Below are 19,872 nucleotides of genomic sequence, written 5' to 3'. Positions count from 1 at the left end.
TTCAAATACGTATTGCCTGTCCGGCACTGATTTTCGCCAGCATTTGCTGGCTTACCTGGCTAAGATCGACCACTTCGCTTACGCCACCCATATTGATGGCCTCGCGCGGCATGCCGAACACCACACAACTTGCTTCGTTTTGCGCAATGGTCCAGGCACCCGCCTGGTTCATCGCTAACATTCCGGCGGCGCCATCGTTGCCCATACCCGTCAGGATCACTCCCACGGCATTACGCCCCGCATGTTTTGCCACCGAATGGAACAGCACATCCACTGAAGGCCGATGCCGGTTAACCGGTGGACCATCATGAATTTTGATCTGGTAGTTCGCCCCGCTGCGCGCCAGTTCCATATGCTTGTCACCAGGGGCGATATACGCATGCCCTGGGAGCACGCGCTCCCCATCTTCAGCCTCTTTCACGGTGATCTGACACAGTTTGTTCAGACGCTCGGCGAATGAGCGGGTAAATCCTGGCGGCATATGCTGGGTAATAAGAATACCGGGACTTGAAAGCGGCAATGGCTGGAGTACATGGCGAATTGCCTCTGTTCCTCCGGTTGAGGCGCCAATCGCCAGCAGTTTTTCAGAACTGAGTAACGGCCCCGCTTTCAAGGTCACCTGTGCCGTCATGGGTTTGTGGGCTGCCAGTTTTGCCCGCGACGCGGTGCGGATCTTCTCAGCGATCATTTCGCTGTAGGCCAACATCCCTTCACGGATCCCCAACTGTGGTTTGGTGACAAAATCAATCGCCCCCAACTCCAGCGCCCGCAGCGTGACCTCAGAACCTTTACCGGTCAGCGAAGAGACCATAACCACTGGCATCGGACGCAGACGCATCAGTTTCTCAAGAAAGTCGAGGCCGTCCATGCGCGGCATTTCCACATCCAGCGTCAGGACGTCGGGATTGAATTTTTTGATTAAATCCCGGGCAACCAACGGATCCGGCGCCGTCGCCACCATTTCCATATCACTGTGGCTGTTAATAATTTCGGTCATGATTTGACGCATCAGTGCAGAATCATCAACCGATAAAACCCTGATTTTACTCATGCTTTATCCTTACCTGGCGCATGCGCATACACCGTCTGTCCACGCAAGCTAAACTCGCGCACGAGGTTGCTAAAGTTTTCTGAATGACCTGCAAACAGCAGCCCATCTGGTTTAAGAAGTGGAACAAAACGGTGCAAAATGTCCTGCTGCGTCGTTTTATCAAAATAGATCATCACGTTACGGCAAAATATGGCATCGAAGGGGCCTGGCACGTTGTACTGCTTATCCAGTAAATTCACGCTGGAAAATTCAACATGCCCCGCCAGTTCCTGCCGAACGCGTACCAGTCCTTCATGCGGTCCGGTGCCACGCATGAAATAACGCTGTAGCTGCTGCGGTGACAGCGTCTTTAGCTCATCAAGGCGGTAGATGCCGCTTCTGGCTTTTTCCAGCACTTCGGTATCAATGTCGCTGGCAAAAACACGCCAGCGGCCCGGAGCCATACCTAAGGTATCGGCGAGCGTAATCGCAATGCTGTACGGCTCTTCTCCGGTTGACGCCGCCGCGCTCCAGACACGGTATTCACCGCTGCGCCGACGAGCATGATCTGACAGCACTGGAAAATGATGCCCTTCGCGAAAAAACGCGGTCAGATTGGTAGTCAGGGAGTTAATAAAAGCCTGCCACTCAGCACTGTTCTGGTTAGCTTCCAGCATGCTGAGATAGCGACCAAAGTCATCCAGTCCCAGGGTTCGCAAACGGCGGACCAGGCGGTTATAAACCATGTCCCGCTTATGGTCGGCCAGTACGATCCCCGCACGCTGGTAGATTAATTGACATATCCGACGAAAATGCGCGTCAGACAGCGCGAGGCGCTGTGTCATCTGTAACAATAATGACGTTTGCCCAGGGGGCAGAGATGATGTCATAGCGCCTTCTCAATCACATTCAGGATACAACGGGCACAACCTGCGGCTGCGCCAATTCTTGTTTTGCTACGGTTTGCTCTTCAAGCTTAAAAAATGCGACACAGGCAGAAAGATTATCGGCCTGCATGGCAAGTTGTCCGGTGGCGGATGCGGCTTCTTCCACCAGCCCGGCGTTTTGCTGCGTCACGGAGTCCATCTGGCTGACGGCCTGCGCCACCTGCTCGATGCCTCTGCGCTGTTCATCAGAAGCAGAAGCAATCTCGCCCATGATGTCGTTAACCCGGGTAACCGAGCTGACAATTTCCGTCATGGTGCGCGCTGCCATATCAACCAACTGCGAGCCCTGATGCACTCGGGTGACAGACTCCTCAATGAGCCCCTTAATTTCTTTCGCCGCCTGTGCGCTACGGCTTGCCAGATTGCGCACTTCGCCCGCAACCACGGCAAAACCACGCCCCTGCTCACCCGCGCGAGCGGCCTCAACCGCAGCATTCAGCGCGAGGATATTGGTCTGAAAGGCAATGCTGTCAATCACGCCGATGATGTCGCCAATTTTCTGCGAGCTCGCGGAAATCTCATGCATGGTGCTGGCGACCCGGGACGTCTGTTCGCCGCCTTTATGCGCTGTATCTGCCGCACTTTTGGCAATTCCTGACGCCTGGCGCGCGTTATCCGCATTCTGCCCAACGGTGGCGGTCAGTTGTTCCATGCTGGCTGCCGTTTGCGCCAGCGCGGCCGCCTGCTGTTCAGTGCGCGAAGACAAATCGTTATTGCCCATCGCGATTTCTGAAATACCGCTATGCATGGCTGAGCTGCCCTGGCGTACTTCGCTTACCGTTTCACGCAGTGCCTGCTGCATCTTCTTCAGACTGGCAAAAATGGCTGAGATCTCATTGCGCCCATAAACCGCTACCGGCCGGGCCAGATTACCCGCGGCAATGCTGTCGAAATGACTGCCCACGATCGCCAGCGGCTGGACAATCATCTTGCGCGACCAGTACAGCGCACCGCTGGTGAGCAGTGCCGCCAGTACCACCATGGTGGCGAAAATCACCCCCGACATATGGTAATTTCGCTGGCTCTGCTCTCCTGCCGTTTGCAACACGCGATCGATGTTGCTCTGCCACGCATTCACATTTGCATCAAAAGCATCCTGAGCAGCCTGCACCGGCGCGGTCAGAAAATCTGACAACTGATTGTTTTCAAGCCAGGTGGCCTGATGCGCAAGAGCGCTGTGCCATTGGCTGAAACTTTGCTCCGTTGCGCCAAACAGCGCCTTCCCTTGTGCCGTCGTATCCGATGTCGCCATAAAGCGTTTAAACATCAATTCAGACTGCGCCAGGCTATCACGTGCGAGAGTCATCAGCGTGTTGATATCCTCTGGCGGATAGCTCAGGGCGGTCAGCGTCCCTGCCTTATTAAGGGCCGTACTGGCCTGTAATAACACAGCGCGGGTTTGGGCCAGCGCAGCGCGTTGCTGATTACTTCGTTCGACCTGATTCAGGTTCTGAAAACCGTCCCGAAATGCCCAGAAGGACAAGCCATTACTGCCAATCTGCAAAACACCGCAGAGGATTAAAATCAAAAACAGCGTGGTCGAAATTCGAATACGATTAAACATCAACGCTCCCATTGGGCGGCACTGGCCGCGGTTTAACTATCAGTCAAAATGTTTCCCAATTCGTATCTTGTTCATTGTTCTGGCGCGGATAGGATGCGGCCGCCGTTGCAGGTAATCGTGTATCGCGCGGCTTAGCCGACGCCGGACGTGACGCAAGGCGGAAAGTCGACACCGACTGCGTCAGGCGGCTGGCCTGTTCTTCAAGAGCAGCGGCAGCGGCAGCCGATTCCTGTACCAATGAGGCGTTCTGCTGCGTAACGCGATCCATCTCGGATACCGCGAGCGCCACCTGATCAATCCCCCGACTTTGCTCGTCGGAGGCCGAGGCAATCTCGCCCATAATGTCGGTCACCCGCGTTACGGCATTTACGATGTCGTTCATCGTTTCGCCTGCGCTTTCTACCAATACGGACCCGGTATCCACTCGGGAAACCGAATCCTCAATCAACGCTTTGATCTCTTTCGCTGCCTGCGCACTGCGACTTGCCAGATTACGCACTTCGCCCGCAACCACAGCAAAGCCACGGCCTTGTTCACCGGCACGCGCCGCTTCAACCGCCGCGTTCAGTGCGAGAATGTTGGTCTGAAAAGCAATACCATCAATAACGCTGATGATGTCGGCGATTTTCTTCGAGCTATCGGCGATTTCGTGCATGGTGTTCACCACGCTATCAACCACTTTGCCGCCATGCTGTGCGGTATCGGAGGCGCTTTTCGCCAGTTGCGAGGCCTGACGCGCGTTGTCCGCATTTTGCTTCACGGTTGCGGTCAACTGTTCCATGCTGGCTGCGGTCTCTTCCAGCGCAGAGGCCTGCTGTTCAGTACGAGATGAAAGGTCGGTGTTCCCGCTGGCAATTTCGCTGGTCCCGGAATAAATCGCATCAGAACCTTCACGCACCAGGGTGACGGTTTCCGTCAGCGAGCGCTGCATATGATCAACCGTACTGGCCAGCTCGCCGATTTCATTACGACCGTTGACGGCCAGGGTCGCGGTCAGGTTACCGCTGGCGATTTCCCGAATATGGGCAATGACGCGAGACAGAGGATTAAGCAGGGTATGGCGGATGCCGTACCATACCACCACCAGAATCAGCACCAGCACTACGGCCAGCACGCCAAGCTGCCATTGGGCGAAGTGGTAATCCCGCGCACTTTTATCGAATGCCTGAGCGTAAAGTTTTTCGCTAACGCTGGCGTACTTGCCCAGCGCCTCACCGAGCGCGTTTTGCATTCCCTGAGTCGGTTGCGCGAAATAGGCGTCCATATTGCCGTTCTCCAGAAACTGAACCAGTTCGGTTAAGGCCGCATGGTACTGCTGATATTTCTCCTCAACGTTGCCGCTGGCTTCTGCCATCTCGGGTAACGGTGTGATGTTTTTAAATTTTGCGTAATGTGTTTCGGCCTGCGCCAACGATGCTTTCGCATTCTTCAGCAGATCGTTTTTCGCGCTGCTTTGCTGGTTGGACGCGTCCATCATCATGCGTGCAGAAGAACGGCTTAAATTGATACGTGTTTGCAGCATCAGATCCCATGTTGAGGTGAGTTCACTTTGCTGCTGTCGAAGATCGTTAGAAATAACAAAACTTTGCTGATTCTGCTGCAATGAAGAAAACAACAGACCACCGGAAACAAGCTGTAGCAGTGCGAAAACCCCCAGCACCATCATCAGCATTGTGACAACGCGGATACGGTTAAACATAAGGCACCTTCCTGAAAACGAGTTATCAACGTTATCGGCAGTCGCTGAGATAACTTTACGTTTGCGAAAAGGAAATCCTGAAGGGACGTGAAGCCTCGCGGAAGGAGGGGAAGACGGGTGTACGGCAACCACAAATCATTCACATAAAAACGTCACAATTATCATGTGAATAACATTCAAATTTATCTGTGGGCGCGGTCATATTGGATGAAATAGTCATTATTTCGTGACCAGGATCACAAATACATATCCTCTGCACCACAACAAAATGGATAAAAAATTAAAAAAAGTTGTATCAGCTGGCGCTTTAATTCAATTTATATGATGAATACTTAGTTACCAATTAATAAATATAAAAAATGAGTAACCGAACAATAAATGTTAAATCCTTACTGAGGGCTTTTTAGTGGCAAATGCAAACAAACTCACGTTGTTTATCGTGATCTTCATGTTGGCGGGGATCCTGTCAGGGGCGGTGATCCACTCTTATGCCGCCCCCGGCGTAGTGACCGCCTGGGCCGATAATATTACGCTTCTCACCGACATCTTTTTGCGCCTGATTAAAATGGTGATCGCACCTTTAGTATTCAGCACCCTGACCGTCGGTATTATGCGCCTGGGGGAAACGTCCACCATCGGGCGCGTAGGCGGCAAAGCGATGATCTGGTTTATTAGCTCTTCCATACTGTCTATTCTGGTCGGTCTGTTTGTGGTTTCTCTTGAGCAACCCGGCAGCGGGCTGAACCTGGCGATCCCGCTGGAAGCCACTGATACCGGCCTGGCCGTGAGCGGCATGAGCCTGAAAGGTTTCCTGACTCACACCATCCCAACCAGCATAGCCGAGGCGATGGCCAACAATGAGATCCTGCAAATTGTGGTGTTCTCGATGTTCTTCGGTATTGGTGGCGCATCCCTTGGTGAGAAGTTCAATGCCCCGCTGGTTGCCGCGCTGGATGTGGTATCCCACATTATGCTGAAGGTGACTGGCTACGTGATGTACGTTGCGCCGCTGGCCATTTTCGCCGCCATTTCCTCCGTTATCTCCACCCAGGGTTTGGGGATCCTGCTTAACTATGCGTCGTTCATCGGCGGCTACTATGTGGCTATTTTGCTGACCTGCCTGGTTCTGCTGGCGGTCGGTTATGTCATGCTGAAAAAAGAGGTTTTTCGTCTGGTAAGCATGCTGAAAGATCCGGTTCTGGTCGCATTTACTACCAGCAGCTCGGAAGCCGCCTATCCGAAAACGCTGGAGCAATTAACCAAATTTGGTTGCTCGCCCAACATCGTGTCATTTGTATTACCTATCGGTTATTCATTTAACCTGGTCGGCTCGATGGTTTACTGTTCATTTGCCTCGATGTTTATCGCGCAGGCCTATAACATTCACCTCTCCTTTGCAGAAATCACCGTCCTGATGCTGACGCTGATGCTGGCGTCAAAAGGGATTGCCGGCGTGCCGCGTTCTGCGCTGGTGGTGCTGGCAGCAACCATTCCGAGCTTTAATATTCCGGTTGCCGGGATTCTGTTACTGATGGGTATTGACCACTTCCTGGATATGGGACGTTCAGCAATCAACGTATTAGGTAACGGGATTGCAACGGCGATGCTGGCACAAGATGAGGGTTTACTGGAAGAAGAACCGGAGCTGGTTGAGCGGGAAGCGTAAGGGGAAATCTGCCGGATGCGCTACGCGTATCCGGCCTACAACAGCAATCATTGTAGGCCGGATATGGTATAGCGGTTACGCGACGTGACTGGCGGCAATATCCAGCAGCGCCATTTCTTCGCTATTGAGCAGCTTCTCAATGTTAACCAGAATCAGCATCCGGTCACCCAGCGCCCCCAGTCCCGTCAGGTATTCCGTCGACAGCGTTACGGCAAATTCCGGTGCCGGACGGATTTGATCCGTTGTCAGCGACAGCACATCCGAGACGCCATCGACCACAATCCCGACCACCCGCTGGCCCAGATTCAGCACAATCACCACGGTGTTTTCGTTGTAATCCACATCGCTCTGGCTAAACTTCACGCGCAGGTCAACAATCGGCACAATCACACCGCGCAGATTGGTGACACCTTTGATAAACGCAGGCGTGTTAGCAATACGCGTCACCTGATCGTACCCACGGATTTCCTGCACTTTCAGGATATCGATACCGTACTCTTCATCCCCCAGTGTGAACACGAGGAATTCCTGACCTGACGGTTCGCCGGCCAGTTTAGTTACATTACTCATACCGGTCATATTATTCCCTTCTCACTCAATCAGGCGGCTGTGATCGCCACACGTTGTTCGCGGTTTAATCCCTGCAATGCAGAGACATCGACAATCAGCGCGACGCTGCCGTCGCCGAGGATCGTTGCTGCAGAAATACCTGGCACTTTGCGGTAGTTGCTTTCCAGGTTTTTGACGACCACCTGGTGTTGACCAATTAACTGATCGACCAGCAGCGCGTAACGACGCCCTGCACTTTGCAAAATCACCACAATACCTTGAGTCGCTTCGGTTTTTGCGCCTTCAACCTCAAAGACTTTCCACAGCTCAACCAGCGGTAAATATTCGCCACGCACTTCCAGCACGCGCTCTCCTCCGGCCAGCGGATGGAGATCTTCTTCGCGCGGTTGCAGTGATTCCATAACGGCATTCAGCGGCAGAATAAAGACTTCGTCGGCCACGCGCACGGACATGCCGTCGAGGATCGCCAGCGTCAGCGGCAGCAGAATTCGGATAGTCGTCCCCTGTCCCTGTTTGGACTGGATCTCAACATGGCCCCCCATCTCCTGGATATTTCGCTTCACCACATCCATACCCACGCCGCGGCCAGAGACATCCGTCACCTGTTCAGCAGTCGAGAAGCCCGGAGCGAAGATCAGCATACCGACTTCGTCATCGCTCATGTTTTTGTGGATCGGCATCCCCTGGGAGATAGCTTTGGCGAGGATTCGTTCACGGTTCAGACCGGCGCCATCATCGGTGACTTCAATACAGATATTCCCGCCCTGGTGCTCCGCGGAAAGCGTCAGATTACCGATTGGGCTTTTCCCGGCTTCAAGGCGTTTTTCCGGCAGTTCAATACCGTGATCGAGGCTGTTACGCACCAGGTGCGTCAACGGATCGATGATGCGTTCAATCAGGCTCTTGTCGAGTTCGGTTGAGCTTCCCACCTGTGTCAGTTCGACCTGTTTACCCAGCTTACCGGCCAGGTCACGCACCAGACGCGGAAAACGGCTGAACACATACTCCATGGGCATCATACGAATCGACATCACCGACTCTTGCAAGTCGCGGGCGTTACGTTGTAACTGACCCATACTGGTGATGAGATCGCCATGATTGACGGGATCCAGTTCGTTAGAACGTTGTGCCAACATAGACTGGGTGATGACCAACTCACCGACCAGGTTAATGAGCTGATCGACCTTCTCAACCGCTACGCGGATACTAGTCGACTCGCTGGCGCGGGCGGGTTTGTCGCGTTCCGCGCGTCCGTTTGGCGCTTCACTGGCGGCGGCTTTTGCCGCTGGCGCAACGGCAACCGGCTGCGGCTTCGCGACAACGGCTACCGTTTCAGCTTCTGCTTCAGCTTCAGTTTCAACGGCTACCGGCGCTGCGCTGACGGTTTCGAATTCAATCTGATCAGCTTCAATCACAAAGCACAGCACCGCGATGATGTCATCTTCTGCGAGGTTGCCATCAAGCGTTGCTGACAACGTGTCGCTCCCTTTCACCACATCGGTTAAGGTCGCCAGATTCCCCAGCTCCTCTTCCAGTAAATCCACTTCATTGGCTTTCAGGCGCGTGAGAATAATGCGTTTCTTGCTCTCTTCACTTGCAGACTCAGGCTGTGCAACCGCCTCTTCCTGCATTGCAGCGCTGTCAACAACGCTCAGTTTTGCGGTGTTGACGACTGCCGGTGCGGTTTCACCTTTCGCTTCGAGCGCTAACTGTCGTAACGCATTACAAATGTACTCAAAGCTGGCGGCATCCGGCTCCTCTGAGTTTTTATAGGCGTCGAGCTGTTCCTGCATAATATCTTTCGTTTCCAAAAACAGGTTGATAATGTCGGCATTGAGCTGCATCTCGCCACGCCGCGCTTCATCCAGCAGGTTTTCCATCAGATGGGTCGTTTCCTGCAAAATGGTAAAGCCGAAGGTGCCGCCCCGCCTTTTATCGAGTGCGCAGCACGAAAAATTGCATTCAGCTGTTCGGAATCCGGGGCTTCAGGAACCAAATCAAGCAGGTGTTGCTCCATGTCAGCCAACAGTTCGTCAGCTTCATCAAAAAATGTTTGATAAAAATCGCTTATATCCATGCTCACGCTATCACCTCGGATTGGCTGGTGGCGATGTGGGAACGCTTGCCGGCGGGAGTTCCGCTGGCTGTTGTAAGACACTTACCGGCTCATTCTGGCTTTCAGCGTTTTCATGCAAAATGGCCTCTTCCGCCTGCTTATTGAGAACCAGCAGGCTAATACGGCGGTTGATAGCGTCTTCAGGACCGCGATCGCTCAGACGCATCGTGGCGGCCATACCTACCACACGTAATACTTTTCCATCATCCAGACCGCCGCTAACCAGTTCGCGACGCGACGCGTTAGCGCGATCGGCGGACAACTCCCAGTTGCTATACCCTTTTTCACCATTGGCGTAAGGGTAATCATCCGTATGGCCGGAAAGGCTGATTCGATTAGGAATGCCGTTAAGCACTGGCGCTATGGCTCGCAGGATATCGCGCATATACGGTTCCACCTCAGCGCTACCGGTTTTAAACATCGGGCGATTCTGACTGTCGATAATCTGTATCCGCAGCCCTTCCTGAACTAAATCAATTTTCAAATGCGGGCGCAGCGCACGCAGTTTGGGGTCAGATTCAATCAACTGATCGAGATCGCCGCGAAGTTTGCTCAAGCGGCTTTGTTCCATGCGTTTTCTCAGATCATCGATATTCGGCTGCTTGTTCACCTCTCCCTGCTGCTGGGTGTAATCATCCCCGCCGCCTGGAATGGGACTTTGGCTATTCGAAATACGATTTCCCCCGGTTACCGCAGTAGCCAGCGGCGTACGGAAATATTCGGCAATCTGGATCAATTCTTTAGGGCTAGAGATGGAAATGAGCCACATCACCAGAAAGAAGGCCATCATCGCGGTCATAAAATCGGCGTAGGCGATTTTCCACGAACCATGCGCCCCACCACCGTGACCTTTATGCTTGCGTCGCTTTACAACGATAATGGGATGGGCCTGATTTTTCATGCGTCCTCGGTCGTCTGCTGCGCAGTTGGATTTCTCACCGCACGAACATGCTCTTCCAGTTCGATAAACGATGGACGTTCGCTGGAATACAGAGTCTTACGACCAAATTCGACGGCAATTGGCGGCGCGTAACCATTCAGATTGGAGAGCAGAGTTATCTTCACACACTGCATCATTTTGGTGGTTTCAGCGCTTTTCTGGCGCAGAACGCTGGCAAGCGGAGAAATAAATCCATAGGCCAGTAAAATACCGAGGAATGTCCCTACCATGGCATGTGCAATCAGCGAACCCAGTTCAGCCGCCGGACGATCGGCAGAAGCCAGCGCATGGACAACCCCCATGACCGCCGCCACGATCCCGAACGCCGGTAATGAATCCCCCACCATCGCCAGACTGTTGGCCGGGACTTCGGCCTCACTTTCGTGCGTCTCAATCTCTTCATCCATCAGCGCTTCAATTTCAAACGTGTTCATGTTGCCGCTGATGATCAGACGCAGATAATCGACAATGAAATCAAGCATCACGGCATCAGCAAGAATGCGCGGATAGCTGGCGAAAATTTCACTCTCTTTGGGGTTTTCGATATCGCGTTCAAGCGAGAACATGCCCTGCTGACGTGACTTGGCCATCAGGCGATACAACAGCGCCAGCAGATCCATATACATCGCTTTGGTGTATTTTGAACGACGAAAAAGCATCGGGATGGCTTTCATCGTCCCCTTAATGGCTTTCCCGTTATTGCCGACGATGAATGCCCCAATACCCGCGCCACCGATAATCACCAGCTCAGCCGGTTGATAGAGTGCCCCAAGGTGTCCGCCGGTCATCATGTAACCGCCGAAAACTGTACCAATAACAACCAGGTAACCTAATAAGATAAGCACGACATCATCCTTTCGCAATTGACTATGACAGGATGCGCAGTCGGGCAGTTAACTCAAGGTCAGGACAAAAAAAAGCAGCGGTAATTGCTTACCGCTGCTGGAGTGTTTGTCCACACCGTATCAGTTAAACAGCCTGTTCGATCTGTTCATCCAGCAGTTGTGGAATAATATCGGCAGCATTCTGGGAAAGTTTACGTCTTTTTACGGCGCGTGATGGCGGTTGGCATAAACTGCAGGCAAAGCTGCCTGCAGGTTGGTGAGCGTGGGTAATAAAATTCCCACCGCAGCAATTGCATCGGGACAACTCCAGCAATCCGCTGTCGACAAAACGCACCAACGTCCATGCGCGAGTTAACGCCAGCAGTGGCCCTTCTTCTGGCTGCGGGCACTGCTCAAGGTATAAACGATACGCTTTGATCACGGCATCCACGCCGCTGCACAAACCAGTTTTGAGCAGGAATTGCCATGCGTTGCAAAACATCGAAGCATGAATGTTTTGTTCCCACGTCATAAACCAGTCGGTGGAGAAAGGCAGCATCCCTTTTGGCGGAGGGCTGCCGCGTAATTCTTTATACAGCTTGATAAGTCGGCCACGGCTTAATTGCGTTTCGCTTTCCAGCATTTGCAAACGGGCGCCCAATGTGATTAATTCCATCGCTAGCTGGATATCACGCGCTTCCTGAACAATGCTTTTTTCGCTCATCATCAAGCCCTTTTCTTGCGCGCTGCTTCATCGATGTCGCTTAACAGTCGCGTTGAAAGCATGATACCGGTATGAATTTGCTGAAGATCGTCAACGCGGGAGTCTTGCGTCAGGCGAGTAACGGTCTGGTGATCGTCGAAACGGAAATGACAGACCAGTTGGTTTGTTTCAGCCAGTTTGACCATTTGTGGAAGTGTTAATGTTGCCAACGTGTCCGCCATTTCTTCGCTGATACCAAGGCGAAACATCGCAGATGCTTTGTCCTGAACGATCAAACGCTGTGCAAGCAATAAATATGACAAATTGATGTCATAGATGTGTTTCAGCAACTCGGATGTATGCATTATTTGCATCCATAATAACCAACATTGTTTTCATGCGGTGAAACCGCACCCCGTGATGTCGCCGGGAAGGCCCGGTAAAAAAAAGCAAAAGGTCAAATACATAGCAGCGTGACGGCACTTACGCGTTGTCTAAACATTCCCTTTTCAGAAAGCCGCGCCCCTTACAAGCTCACATCAATTCTTACAAATGTCTAAGATTTTTCCTAATTCGACGCAACTCTACCCGCCGCCCGTTACACATACAACGTAGCTATGCTGCGAATTTGAAGAATATGTGACATAGATCACATAAACCAGCTAAACACTTAACATAAATCCATCAGCACAGCTTTTACTTTGCTTATTTTTTAATCTCAAGTTCGCCATTTCAATTCCTGACATACGAATATTCTTGCAATAAAAGCGAATAGTATTTTGTTCACAAACGTTAATATCACCTTGTGAAATAGCGAGCTTGATCACATATTTAATGTAAAACACTATTTTAATTAAATCCTTTATAAACAATGACTTAAATATTAAGGGTGATTAATTAATACCGGGTAGTGATAACCCGTTAAATGTTAACTTATGTTAATTTTTAATTAACACATTGTTTTCATTAGCGGTGAGTTTTACTTAAGTAAGCTGAACGTATTTCCAAGTTATATGACGCAATTATTCTATTTATAAGAATAATTAATGAATAAGCATGATGACATTCACACTATCCGGGAAGGAAACGTTGCAGTATGGAGTAAGCCGAGCAATGCTGAGAAACCCTCTCATAATTCTTGAAAAAAGGAGCGAGTTATGAGCTATACACACATTCTTGTGGCCGTTGCCGCCACCCCTGAAAGCCAGCAGTTGTTAGCCAAGGCGGTTTCAATCGCTCGCCCTGTCAACGCTCGTATTAGCCTGATAACCCTGGTCTCAGACCCTGAACTGTATAATCAGTTTGCAGCACCTATGCTGGAGGACCTGCGTGAAGTGATGCAAGAGGAGACTCAGGATTTTATCGACAAGCTCAGCAAAGAAGCACAGTACCCCATTGAGCATACCTTTATTACCTATGGGGCACTGAATGAACATATTCTGGATGTATGCCGTAAACACGCGGTCGATCTGGTCATTTATGGCAACCATAACCACAGCTTCTTTTCGCGCGCATCCTGCTCAGCAAAAAGCGTGATCGGTGCCAGCCACGTGGATGTTCTGCTGGTTCCACTGGCTGGAGATTGACCTGCGTTTTCTGAGCGTTACGCCAGTTTAGTGCAGGGAGAAACGTTGTCTGGCAATGGCTGTTTACTCTGACGTTGGATAACTTTTTCCAGATCGCAAATGAACCTCGCCTGCCAGTTGTCGATATCGTTTTTAATGATAGTTTCGAGCATCTCAGCGTGGCGGGAGATACGCTCAGCAAGCGGCATCGTCAGAGCCTGGTTTAATGCGCCAGCCACTTCGTCGCGGTCATAAGGATTAACAATAAGCGCGGCAGTTAGCTCATTCGCGGCCCCGGCAAATTGTGATAACACCAGCACGCCGGGGTTGGCAGGATCCTGCGCGGCCACGAATTCTTTCGCAACCAGGTTCATACCATCTCGCAGCGGCGTCACCAGCCCTACATCAGAGTAGCGGAAGATTTTCATCAGCAATTTACGATCAAAGTACTGGTTCAGATAATAGAGCGGCGTCCAGCCCAACTGCCCATATTTACCGTTAATCCTCCCCGCTTCAGTCTCCAGTTGGTGCCGAATATCCTGGTAGGCCTGCACCTCTTCACGCGAAGTTGGCGCTATCTGGGTGTAGCGAATTTTACCATGGTGCTGCGGATAGTGTTCCAGCAGAGCCTCATAGGCCTGAAAGCGCTCCGGCAAACCTTTAGAATAATCCAGACGCTCAACGGAGAAGATATTCTGCACATTTTTAAGTTCTGCTTTCAGTTGCGCCAGCTTCGGCGGCAAAGGGCCGGAAGCCTGACGGGCGATCTCATCCGGCTCAATACCGATGGGATAGACCTGGGTACGAAACGCTTTTCCCCATGCACGGTGGTGTTGCTCGCTCTGAGTGGTTACCTGAGTCTGGGCTGCCAGACAATCCAGAAAAGCCTGACGATCGTTTTCGGTCTGGAAACCGAGTAAATCAAAGTCACACATCTGCTCAAGTAGCGTCTGATGTGGGGGTAAGGCATTAAAGATTTCCGGCGTCGGAAAAGGGATATGCAGGAAAAAACCGATACGGTTATTCACGCCGCGTTTACGCAGCTCGCTGGCAAACGGCAACAGATGGTAATCATGAACCCAGATTATGTCGTCATCGTTGAGCAGCGGCAGCAGTTTATCTACCAGCAAGGCATTCACCCGCTGATAGCCCTCCCATGCAGGACGCTGAAACTGCACCAAATCGAGGCGATAATGAAATGCAGGCCATAAAACCGCATTAGAAAACTGGCAGTAATACTCTTCGTAATCCTGTTCACTCAAATTAAACGAAGCCCAGGTAATGTTGCCACGCGTGACTTTTTTTAATGGTTTGTCCTCATTACCCGTGTCGCCACTCCAGCCAAACCACAGGCCACCAGCAGCCTTCAACGCGCCAAGCACACCGACGGCAAGCCCACCTGCGCTCCCTTTGTCATCGGGTGAGGCGATACGATTAGATACTACGACTAAACGACTCATAGCCACCTCTTCTGTTATTCGTTGCTTTCGATTCTTGCTGCGAAGAGTTAATTTGTTCCAGCCAGTGCCAGACATCACTCACGCCATCCAGACGCCATGTCGCCTGCGTCGCTCCATTCCCCACCTTCACGGAAATGCCCCCTGCGCGATTAACCACGCCAAATCCTGTTTCGTCCGTCAGATCGTCACCAAAAAAAACGGGGATCCGTCCGGCAAAAGGTGCTTCCTGCATAAATGCGGCAATTGCGTCGCCTTTGTTCGTACCCTTTGGTTTTATCTCCACAACGCATTTTCCGTGCTGTAAAGCCAACTGCGGCCATCTGTGCGTGATGCGCTCAGCCAGATTAATTAGCGCCGCTTCATGTTCTGGGGCCTGGCGATAGTGCAGTGCGAACGCCATCCCTTTTGCTTCAAGCGTTGTACCCGGCATCGTCGCCAAGGCGGTACTTAATAGCTCTCCTGCTTCGCGCTCTATTGCCGCAGCCAGGCGCACTATATGAGTTTGACCATTGATGTCACGGCGCTCTGCCCCATGCACTCCGGCGAGCGGAAAACGAAAGGGAGTGGTAAGCGCGTCAAGCTCAGCCATCGAGCGCCCTGAAATCAATGCCAGCGCACCCGCATTATGCGTCGCCAACTGATGTAATAACTGCAGGATTGTCTGAGGGACAACGACCTGGTCAGGATAAGGTTTGATCTCAGCCAGTGTCCCATCGAGATCAAAAAAATAAGCACAGCTTGCAGATTGTTCAGGGGGTAAGATCAGTGATGCTGTCACCCGGTTATCCTCCTCATCATGGTCTGTACGCCGCGCGGATCGCGCCGTATATATGATGTATGACGGATATAAGTATAGACAGTGTGACCATGCTCGCCATTTGGAAAAACAATCGCCAGCCGGGTAGCGGCTGGCGATGAGCTAAAGCTAGACTAAAAAGTTGGGGTTAAAATCATCAAACAGTACGCTTCGCTTTTTGCTTGTAACGGTCGAAGATCACCGCCGCCAGCAGGATCAGACCACGTACGACATACTGTGCGAACGGAGAGATGTTCAGCAGGTTCATTGCATTCTCAACCGTTCCCAGAATCAACACCCCGGCTACCACATATGAGATTTTTCCGATGCCGCCTTTAAGCGAAACGCCCCCTAACACGCACGCGGAAATCACGATCAGCTCATAGCCGATTGAGGTCATTGGCTGGCCGCTGGTCATACGTGATGCGAGGATAATCCCGGCGATGGCGGATACCAGCCCGGACAGAATAAAGATAATAATTTTGGTACGAACGACCGGAACCCCAGCCAGACGTGCCGCCTCTTCATTCCCCCCAATGGCCAGCGTGTTACGACCAAACGTGGTTTTATTGAGCAGTAAGCCAAAAACGATGAAACAGACGACCGTGATCCAGATAGGTGCCGGCAGACCAAACCAGTTGGCGTAGCCGAGAGTGAAGAAGCGCTCGTCTTCAATCCCTACCGCCTTACCGTCGGAAATAATGTAGGCCAGACCACGCACAATCTGCATCGTCGCAAGGGTCGTGATCAGGGCGTTAATTTTCAGCCGCGCAATCACGAACCCATTCACCAGACCACATAGAATACCGAGCAGTAGCCCGGCAGCCACGCCAATCCACAGGCTTTCGGTCATATTAATGACCACGGCTGTAGTAACCCCGGCGCAGGCAATCACGGAGGCAACGGACAGGTCGAAGTCACCGGATGCCAGGCAAAACAGCATCCCACACGCGACCATACCCGACATCGATACCGCCAGCCCCAGCCCCTTCATGTTGATGAAAGTGGCAAAGTTAGGCACAAAGAGGGAACAAACCAGGAACAGCGCGGCGAACACGACCAGCATCCCGTATTGATCCCAAATGCGACCAAGATTTAGCGCCGACTTTGCAGCACCTGAACCCGATGTTGAAACGGAAGACATCATTCTCTCCTTATTCAGGCTACAGCCTGGCTAACTTTTGGCATAGCAAGGCTTAACGCCTGGCGCTCATCCGCCTGTTCATGAAGTAACTCACCGGCAATTTCGCCTTCTCTCATCACCACAATACGGTCGGCGACACCGAGCACTTCTGGCAGATCGCTGGAAGCAAACAGCACGGCCACGCCGCGCGCCGCGAGGGCATAAATCACGTTATAAATTTCATGCTTGGCGCCCACATCAATACCGCGTGTAGGTTCGTCCAGCAAAATCACTTTCATCTCTTCCGATAACCAACGGCCGAGAATAGCCTTCTGTTGATTACCGCCGGAGAGGTTCATAATCAGTTGCTCCGCGCCCGGCGTTTTAATATTGAGTGAGCGAATATGGTGATCGGCATTGGTCTCTTCCCAGCCGTTGTTGATCACGCATCCGCCCAGAACATGTTTACGACGGGCACTGATGTTGATGTTGTTACGCACCGAATGGACCGGAATGATCCCTTCAGCCTTGCGATCTTCCGGGCACAGCATCATCCCCGCTTCAATGGCGTGGCTCGGTTTACGGATATCAATAGGCTGTTCATCAATAAACACCTGGCCTGCCGTGATACGCGTGCCGCCAAACAGACCTTTCATTAATTCGCTACGTCCGGCGCCCACCAGTCCAAACAATCCGACAATTTCACCACTGCGCACTGATAAACTGATCGGGGTACGCACGCCTGGGGCTTTGACTTCATGCAAACGCAGGCGCTCTGCACCATAAGGTCTGGATTTCCAGCCATAAATATCACCGAGGTCGCGCCCGACCATCGCCTGCACCAGCGCGTCGTGATCGACCTGCTGCATATCCGTGAACGTTTTGACGTAATGACCATCTTTAAACACGGTGATGGCATCGCTAAGGGCAAAGATCTCCTCCATACGGTGCGAAACGTACAGGATGATGCGCCCTTCGTTGCGTAGCTCACGGATGACGCGAAACAGATTCTCAATCTCGCGCGCTGAAAGGGAGCTGGTGGGTTCATCAAACGCGATAATTTTGGCGTTGCGCGCCAGCGCTTTCGCAATCTCCACCATCTGCCATTGCCCAATGGAGAGGTATTTCAACGGCGTATCGGGATCGATATCCATGCCCAGATGCTTAAGCTGAAGCCCCGCTTCATAGTTCAGCAGCGAGCGGTTCACAATCCCGCCTTTGTGCGGCATCTGCCCTAAATAAATATTCTCGGCAACGGTCATTTCCGGGACGAGATGCAGCTCCTGGTAAATAATGGCAACACCGGCGTTCAGCGCGGCATTGGTGTCCGTAAACGAAACCTCTTGTCCACGGATCGCCAAAGATCCCGTCGTTGGCGCATAGTTGCCGCTGAGAATTTTTAATAGTGTTGATTTCCCGGCGCCATTTTCGCCCATCAGCGCATGCACCTGACCGGCATAGCAGTCGAAACTGATATCCGTGAGCGCTTTAACGCCGGGGAACGTTTTGCCAATGCCGCGAAATGAGAGATACGGGGTAGACTGTTGCATAACGTCTCCGTGAGTCAGATCTTTATGCCGGATAGCGGCTTTGCCTTATCCGGCCTACTGAGTACGCAATTCGTAGGCCGGATAAGACGCGTTGGCGTCGCATCCGGCATTTGTGTTATTTACCGCCTAAGCCTTTCTTCGCCAGTTCTTCTTTAAAGTTATCGCGGGTAATCAGCACCACATCCGTCACTTCAGTAAACGCTGGTGGCTCTGCACCTTTCGTTACCCAGTTGTAGAGCATCTCACTTGATTTGTAGCCGTGAACGTCCGGGCTTGGCAGGAGTGAACCGTAGAACCCGGTCGCTTCGCCTTTGGAAAGTTCGCTCACGGCATCAACGCCGTTGATGCCGATACCAATCACATTCGGCGCTTTGAAGCCCTGCCCTTCGGTCGCACGTACGCCGCCCAGCACGGTGTTGTCGTTCATGCCAACAATCAGCCAGTGTTTGACTTCAGGGTGCTGAACCAGCATGGAGTTAGCGGCATCGAATGCCCCGGGGATGTCATTCGATTTAGTGGGGACCTGGTAGATCTGTTTTTCCGGGAAGCCTGCGGCTTTAAGCGCTTCCATTGAACCCGATGTACGGCGACGCGCGGTATCGAGTTCATTCGCGGTAATGGCCATTACGGCTGTGGATTTCACATCCCAACCGCGCTTTTGCATCTCCTTATACAGCTCCTGGCCCTGGCGCTCACCAATTTTGGTTGCAGCCATCATCACCAGCGGCACGGTATCCATCGGCTTACCTTTGGCGTTAGCAAACTGGTCGTCGACGGCAATGACTTTCATATCGTAGCCACGCGCCTTGGCCATAATGGCAGGCCCGAGTTTGGGGTCCGGCGTACAAATCACAAAACCTTTTGCGCCACTTGCAGCCAGGCTGTCGATGGCGTTAAGGGTCTTCTCACCATCCGGGACGGCAATTTTAATCACCTCAAAGCCAAGGTCTTTACCGGCTTTATCGGCAAATTTCCATTCAGTCTGGAACCACGGTTCTTCCGGTTGTTTGACCAGGAAACCGAGCTTCATGGATTCAGCGATAGCGGATTGTGACATAATGGCAGCCAGACCGATGGCAGCCAGCGCTTTAGTGAATTTGTGCATGGTTAACTCCAGCTTTAACGTTCTTTTATGTAGGGTAAAATCAGACGATTTTTTGTAATTCGGACGTAAAACAAGGCATTACCTTTTAGTGATAAGATCAATGCCAGTGCTGAGAGTAGTTTTAGCGGGAAATTGATTCTCCATAAGAGAGCGGCATCACACCACAGAATTACAGTAATTGCGTACATAAATTCAGCGGGAAATGACATAAAAA

Annotated in this window: 16 protein-coding genes and 1 pseudogene; 2 read left to right on the top strand and 15 right to left on the bottom strand. The window is 52.0% G+C overall.

Features of this window, described 5'->3' with window-relative positions; translation table 11 throughout:
• Position 1: 1 nt before the first annotated feature.
• Genes HV302_RS10420 through tar form a run of 4 tightly spaced genes read right to left on the bottom strand, consistent with a single transcriptional unit; the run spans position 2 to position 5,240 of the window.
• Entirely contained in the window at positions 2-1,051 is a 1,050-nt protein-coding gene (locus HV302_RS10420; RefSeq protein ID WP_016153435.1) for a protein-glutamate methylesterase/protein-glutamine glutaminase, read from the bottom strand.
• Positions 1,048-1,920, bottom strand: coding sequence for a protein-glutamate O-methyltransferase CheR (gene cheR / locus HV302_RS10415; protein WP_016153436.1), 873 nt, complete (start codon positions 1,918-1,920; stop codon positions 1,048-1,050). The genes HV302_RS10420 and cheR overlap by 4 nt, the downstream gene beginning before the upstream one ends.
• A 19-nt stretch (positions 1,921-1,939) precedes the next feature.
• The gene (gene tap, locus HV302_RS10410) at positions 1,940-3,541 is read right to left on the bottom strand and encodes a methyl-accepting chemotaxis protein IV (protein WP_181599170.1); all 1,602 of its coding nucleotides are present in this window, start codon (positions 3,539-3,541) and stop codon (positions 1,940-1,942) included.
• 43 nt (positions 3,542-3,584) lie between these two features.
• A complete protein-coding gene (gene tar / locus HV302_RS10405) occupies positions 3,585-5,240 on the bottom strand; it encodes a methyl-accepting chemotaxis protein II (protein ID WP_181627300.1) in 1,656 nt (551 codons plus the stop codon).
• Between the two features lie 406 nt (positions 5,241-5,646).
• Here tar and HV302_RS10400 point away from each other — a divergent pair, with 406 nt between their 5' ends.
• Entirely contained in the window at positions 5,647-6,906 is a 1,260-nt protein-coding gene (locus HV302_RS10400) for a dicarboxylate/amino acid:cation symporter (RefSeq protein WP_016153439.1), read from the top strand.
• Positions 6,907-6,981: 75 nt separating this feature from the next.
• Here HV302_RS10400 and cheW read toward each other — a convergent pair whose 3' ends face one another.
• The 6 genes and pseudogenes from cheW to flhD form a co-directional block, all read right to left on the bottom strand.
• Complete coding sequence (gene cheW, locus HV302_RS10395; protein ID WP_003034638.1) at positions 6,982-7,485, bottom strand: chemotaxis protein CheW; 504 nt, start codon at positions 7,483-7,485, stop codon at positions 6,982-6,984.
• Positions 7,486-7,505: 20 nt separating this feature from the next.
• Positions 7,506-9,559: pseudogene (gene cheA, locus HV302_RS10390) on the bottom strand (chemotaxis protein CheA).
• A gap of 4 nt (positions 9,560-9,563) precedes the next feature.
• Positions 9,564-10,493, bottom strand: a complete 930-nt coding sequence (gene motB, locus HV302_RS10385) for a flagellar motor protein MotB (protein WP_016153441.1) — start codon at positions 10,491-10,493, stop codon at positions 9,564-9,566.
• The gene (motA, locus tag HV302_RS10380) at positions 10,490-11,377 is read right to left on the bottom strand and encodes a flagellar motor stator protein MotA (RefSeq protein ID WP_016153442.1); all 888 of its coding nucleotides are present in this window, start codon (positions 11,375-11,377) and stop codon (positions 10,490-10,492) included. Before motA ends, motB begins: the two co-directional genes overlap by 4 nt.
• Positions 11,378-11,501: 124 nt before the next feature.
• Positions 11,502-12,086 carry a flagellar transcriptional regulator FlhC gene (gene flhC, locus HV302_RS10375; RefSeq protein ID WP_085951062.1) on the bottom strand — a complete coding sequence of 195 codons (585 nt, stop codon included), beginning with the start codon at positions 12,084-12,086 and terminating at the stop codon, positions 11,502-11,504.
• Positions 12,083-12,424: a flagellar transcriptional regulator FlhD gene (gene flhD, locus HV302_RS10370; protein ID WP_016153444.1), complete on the bottom strand. Its 342-nt coding sequence runs from the start codon at positions 12,422-12,424 to the stop codon at positions 12,083-12,085. Before flhD ends, flhC begins: the two co-directional genes overlap by 4 nt.
• A gap of 792 nt (positions 12,425-13,216) precedes the next feature.
• On the opposite strand from flhD, the gene uspC reads away from it, so the two are divergent.
• Positions 13,217-13,645 carry a universal stress protein UspC gene (gene uspC / locus HV302_RS10365; protein WP_016153445.1) on the top strand — a complete coding sequence of 143 codons (429 nt, stop codon included), beginning with the start codon at positions 13,217-13,219 and terminating at the stop codon, positions 13,643-13,645.
• A 17-nt stretch (positions 13,646-13,662) separates the two neighbouring features.
• On the opposite strand, the gene otsA is transcribed toward uspC, so the two are convergent.
• The 5 genes from otsA to HV302_RS10340 all read right to left on the bottom strand — a co-directional run bounded on the left by otsA (position 13,663) and on the right by HV302_RS10340 (position 19,658).
• Entirely contained in the window at positions 13,663-15,084 is a 1,422-nt protein-coding gene (gene otsA, locus HV302_RS10360; protein WP_016156814.1) for an alpha,alpha-trehalose-phosphate synthase, read from the bottom strand.
• Positions 15,059-15,862, bottom strand: coding sequence for a trehalose-phosphatase (otsB, locus tag HV302_RS10355; protein WP_016156815.1), 804 nt, complete (start codon positions 15,860-15,862; stop codon positions 15,059-15,061). The genes otsA and otsB overlap by 26 nt, the downstream gene beginning before the upstream one ends.
• A gap of 175 nt (positions 15,863-16,037) precedes the next feature.
• On the bottom strand, positions 16,038-17,024 hold the full coding sequence (gene araH / locus HV302_RS10350; protein WP_016153448.1) for an L-arabinose ABC transporter permease AraH: 987 nt from the start codon (positions 17,022-17,024) through the stop codon (positions 16,038-16,040).
• A 14-nt stretch (positions 17,025-17,038) separates the two neighbouring features.
• Positions 17,039-18,553, bottom strand: a complete 1,515-nt coding sequence (gene araG / locus HV302_RS10345) for an arabinose ABC transporter ATP-binding protein AraG (protein WP_181627299.1) — start codon at positions 18,551-18,553, stop codon at positions 17,039-17,041.
• A gap of 115 nt (positions 18,554-18,668) precedes the next feature.
• Entirely contained in the window at positions 18,669-19,658 is a 990-nt protein-coding gene (locus HV302_RS10340; RefSeq protein WP_003034602.1) for an arabinose ABC transporter substrate-binding protein, read from the bottom strand.
• Positions 19,659-19,872 lie beyond the last annotated feature (214 nt).

This window comes from Citrobacter sp. RHBSTW-00859 (assembly GCF_013729795.1).
Classification (GTDB): Bacteria; Pseudomonadota; Gammaproteobacteria; order Enterobacterales; family Enterobacteriaceae; genus Citrobacter; species Citrobacter braakii.
This window is presented reverse-complemented; position numbering and strand designations above follow the sequence as displayed.